We start from the raw sequence: 4,843 nt of genomic DNA on the forward strand, positions 1-4,843 counted from the left end.
GTGTGTTTTCCCATGTCTTCGGTGAAGTCTTGGTAATCTTTTTTCAACGACCATTGCTGCTGATCACTGCCGTTGAGCCGGCTCGCTATGCTCTCCCTACCCCTGGTTTGCAGCCAATCACTAAACTTTCGTTGATTGCTGGCCAGTCTCCAGACGACTCTCCTCTGCGAAGTCGAGTCCGGTCGGAGCTTACTCAGCTCTTCGTTGGCGAAGCTATCAATCATGAGGGCGTCGTCGGGATGGGGATCATGCTGTTTCAACTGCGACTCAGCGCCTAGATACTGCCGCAGCCGATCGAAACTCACGCTTATTCTTTTTCCTTCAGCGTTGGTAAAGTTACTGTAATCGTCCTTTAACGACTGTTGCTGCTGATCACTGCCAGTCAAGCGACTGCCTATGCTCCCCCGACCCTTCTTTCGGAGCCAATCACTAAACCTCCGTTGATTGCTGGCCAGATTCAAGACGACTTTCCTCTGCGAAGTCGAGTTCGATCCGAGCTTGCTCAGCGCTTCCTTGGCTAGGTCATCAATGATGCGGGCGTCGTCGGGATAAGGATCATGCTGTTTCAACTGCGACTCGGCGCCTAGATACTGCCGCAGCCGATTGAAACTCACGACCACTTTTTTTCCTTCCTCCTTGGTAAAGGCCCTAAAATCCTCCTGCAACGACCGTTGCTGCTCATCAGTACCGGTGAGTCGGCTGACTATGCTCCCCCTGCCCTCCCTTTTGAGCCAATCGCTAAATTTTCGTTGGTTACTGGCATTTTTCCGGGAAGTCGAGACCGGTCCGAGCTTACTCTGCTCTTCGTTGGCCAAGGCCTCAATAATGAGGGCGTCGTCGGGATAAGGATCATGCTGCTTCAACTGGGACTCGGCGCCTAGATACTGCCGCAGCCGATCAAAACCCACGTTTATTCTTCCTTCAGCCTTGGTAAAGCCCCTAAAATCGTCCTTCAACGACCCTTGCTGCTGATCACTGCCAGTCAGGCGACTGGCTATGCTCCCCCTACCATTCTTTTGGAGCCAATTGCTAAACCTCCGTTGATTTATGGCCGTAATCCGGACAACATTCCTCTTGGAAGTCGAGTCCGATCCGAGCTTGCTCAGCTCTTCGTTGGCGCAGCCATCAATCATGAGGGCGTCGTCGGGATAAGGATTATGCTGTTTCAACTGGGACTCGGCGCCTAGATACTGCCGCAGCCGATCGAAACTCACGACCACTTTTCCCTCGGCCTCGGTAAATTTCCTAAAATCCTCCTGCAACGACCGTTGCTGCTCATCAGTACCCGTGAGTCGGCTGACTATGCTCTCCCTGCCCTCCCTTTTGAGCCAAGCGCTAAATTTTCGTTGGTTACTGGCATTTTTCCGGGAAGTCGAGACCGGTCGGAGCTTACTCCGCTCTTCGTTGGCCAAGGCCTCAATAATGAGGGCGTCGTCGGGATAAGGATCATGAATTCGGCGGCCCATCAGGCGCGGCCCAGGTCCAACGGCTTGGAGTTCTTGCCCCTCAGGCGAGAGCCTCCTGAAATGAGACAGTGCTGAGTTAAGACGCTTACGATCGTCCCCACCGTTTGCCCAGTAATCCGCGATATCACCGGCTAGCGAATCTGGATCGTTTAAAAGCCGAGAAGCCATCGAATCTCTGTTTTCTGCTCGGAGCCAACGAGCGAACCTCCTAAGAATCCCTAAATTGTTCTCGACGGTAGCCTCGGGAACCCTTCCGTCCCCTCGGCCGACGCTACCGTCGGGTAGAATTTCGTAGTTTCGGACTGCTTCCGCGAACTGGTTGATACGGGTCTCGTCATCAGGATGCATGTCTCGGTCGGCGGGGCGACCACGCTTGCGAACCTTGGTTGAGGCCACGTGAGTCTCCGTTGCGGCATCGACGTCTTGCTGCCCCGAACCCCTCTCCGGCGCCAGCGACTGCGGCGTCACTCGCATCGAACCGCCCACGGAACTGCGACGCGGCACACGGTCGCCGGCGTCACTATCGTGCGAACCGAGGCGCAAGTCGGTCGGATCCTGTTCCAGGTCTCGGCTCTCTGAATAGTAGTCGTCGATCCAGGCGTCCGTCTCGAAAGCTCCGGTCACGCCTTCGATCCACCCACTTACTTCGCGAGAATCGTCATCGCGCGGCGGGTTCCGTCTTGGGTACATCGATGCCGTTCCTCCGAAATTCAAATTTGGAACCTCGATCCTAATGCCTGCCGACCGCCGCCCAGCATGCTAAAGCCAGATCCAATCATGCCCTCAAGGCATGGCCGAACACCATATGGCGACGGCTTGCCGACAATCGTCTGCACTCGACCATCAGGCCGGCACATGGCTTGAGAGGCTCGCCAGCTTGCCGCTTGCCATGCGGAGCCCGCTAAAATTGGCCTTCATTTAAGCAGTTTCGGGTGATGTGTGGAACATGCAGCGCGAAGGGTGCCGTCAGAATTTCCGATTCCAACCAATCTTTCCGCCGGCCTTTCTGATTTCGCCGCCTCAGGCAACGGAACCATTGCGGTGTAGCTGCTGACAGAACCCGTTGCACGCCTGATAGTTATGCGACCTATGGGGCGGCGATCAGGATGAGACGCCGTATTGCCTCACCCAAGAGTGTTCCCGGAGAATAATGTCGTTGCCTCACTCGATGTTTTCGAATGCCTCACGGGTTGTTCCGATCGTATCCCCGCACCTGGTGCAGGTGACGGAGGTAGCGAAGCCGCTCGCGAGCGCGCCTCTCAATAGCGCTGTAGCGAGCGGGCGGCTTCGCGGGCGGTCATCATGTTTTCCGGTGGGGTCGGTTGTCGAAGGCCAACCTGGCGGTAAGAGCGCGGATGACGATCCTGTATTGTTCGGTAATGATCTCACTGCCCGACCTCTATACTTTCCGTCTGCCGCGCGGCATCGGCGAATGGCCCGAACACCAGCGCATTGGCCTGTGTACTGCGCCAGATTTTCATTCGGCGCTGCACGGTCCGAATGAGGCCGTCGGGATACACGCCGGGGCATTTGACCTGCAAGCGTTCAAGCAACTCTCGCGAAGTTCGCCAAGGCTCCGCCTCGAACCATTCCTCGAGTTCGGCAGTGACGGCGAGTAGAGGATCGGGCCTCCGCCGCTCTCGCTTGGCCGCTGGCTTGGAGCGGGCAGTCGGTTTCACTTCACCACCACGCCAAGCAATCCGTAAGCCAGAAAGAAAGTCTTCGAGCGTCAGGTACATCGCCTTGAGCCAAAGGCATGTATCCTCCGGCGTGCGTGGGTCGTCAAACAGCCGCTGGAAGAGTGTGGCAGGACGATGATAGCGCTTGATCACCTTGGCTCCGTCACGGTGCTTTTCTTCCAGCTTGACTGATGGCTGAAAGAAATTCACGAACAACCGCATTGACGAATAAAGCTTGGCCAGCTCCCGAGTGGCTCGCAGCCCCTCGAAGCGTCGGTATCCAACGATCTTGCGCACGATTGCGCCATTCTTCTGCTCGACAAATGCCTGATCATTCTTTCGGTAAGGGCGGCAACGGGTAAGTTCGATATTATCGCGCAAGCAATACTCATGAACACTCTCGTTCATGAACACACTGTCGTTATCGGTGTCGAAGCCCAGCAGCGGGAACGGCAGCAACTTGCGCAGTTCGGCCAACGCAGTGATCAGTACCGTTTGCTCGCGAACCAGCAGCGGCGCGCATTCCGTCCAGCCCGTGGCTATATCTGTCAACACCAGCGTTTGCGAGAAGGCACCCCTCGGGTACGGGCCGGAATGAGAAACGAGGTCAGCTTCGACAAAGCCAAGTGCGGGGTCATCCCAATCCGAGAAGGTTCGAACGGGAACACTACGCCGAATCGCTGTTGATCCTTTCCGGCGCCGCGGACCCGTGGCGCTCGCTTTAATCTCCTTGAGGACCCGATCAATCGTCGCTGGGCTCATCGTCAAGAGTCGCCGGCGCGTCTCGCTATTCATATCGCCGTGTCCATGACGTTCCATCGCTTCGATTAGTGTTGGCAACAGGGGGTGTAGTCGCTTGCCGCAAATTCGATCCGACGCCTCCCAAACAACGACGAGCGCTGCCCGCACGTCGTCGCCGTAAACCCGGCGCCCTGGCCGAGGACCACCCTTCGCCGGTTTGCGTTCTCCTCGCAGCAGTCGCATCGCATGCTTGCGATGAAAGCCCGTGAGCGCCACGAACTCGTCTAACATCCTCGCCTTCTCGGCCCGCCCGCCTAACACATAGCGACAACTGATCGCTGCCACCAATTCCGCACGTGTCGCCATGCTGACCTTCCTCATCACAGCTCCCGAGGTTGATTCGGCGGGAGCAATTTAGATGAGGCAATAACCCATTCTCAGGGAGCAGTTCAGGCGAGGCAATGCGCGCGACAAACTGGCGGTGCCTTTGATTGTCGCGAATGAGGCTGGCCTGCCGCGCCGGCGTTTGACCCCCATGGGTGGAACGTCGTCGATAGCTTTCAACGTTCATTTCGAATGATCGTTGCGTGATGAACAAGTCGGTCCACCGCGGCACCCGCCCGCAGGCATTAGTTGCAGGATACGGGTCGGCATCGAGCACCCAACTCACACGTTGGCTCATGATCGCTGTATGAAATGCATCCGGCGCCATGGGCGGGTTTCGTCCTGGCCTGAAGCCATAGTAGAACCCGCAAAGGGTAGGCCGTCATAGACGGCACTAAGCACTTCAGCGACCGCGCCAGCATCCTTCGCACCCGAGGCTCTTCCCGCATCCGTATCTGTCTACACCTCAGATGCGACAGCCGTCGCCTCTTGGGATGCTGGCCAAACGTCACGTTTTGAAGGAAGACTGGCGACGTGCACATTCGATGTCGCCCCCGGCACTGGGGATCGTCT

Annotated in this window: 1 protein-coding gene and 1 pseudogene; both read right to left on the minus strand. The window is 57.1% G+C overall.

Features of this window, described 5'->3' with window-relative positions; all coding sequences use genetic code 11:
- Nucleotides 1-2,090: pseudogene (locus tag PH551_RS32515) on the minus strand (Ulp1 family isopeptidase); the annotation flags it as partial.
- 761 nt (nt 2,091-2,851) lie between these two features.
- Nucleotides 2,852-4,267, minus strand: coding sequence for an ISNCY family transposase (locus tag PH551_RS32520; RefSeq protein ID WP_026188840.1), 1,416 nt, complete (start codon nt 4,265-4,267; stop codon nt 2,852-2,854).
- Nucleotides 4,268-4,843: the final 576 nt, after the last annotated feature.

The sequence above is a fragment of the Rhizobium atlanticum genome (genome assembly GCF_030182485.1).
In the GTDB taxonomy this organism is placed as follows: Bacteria; Pseudomonadota; Alphaproteobacteria; order Rhizobiales; family Rhizobiaceae; genus Rhizobium.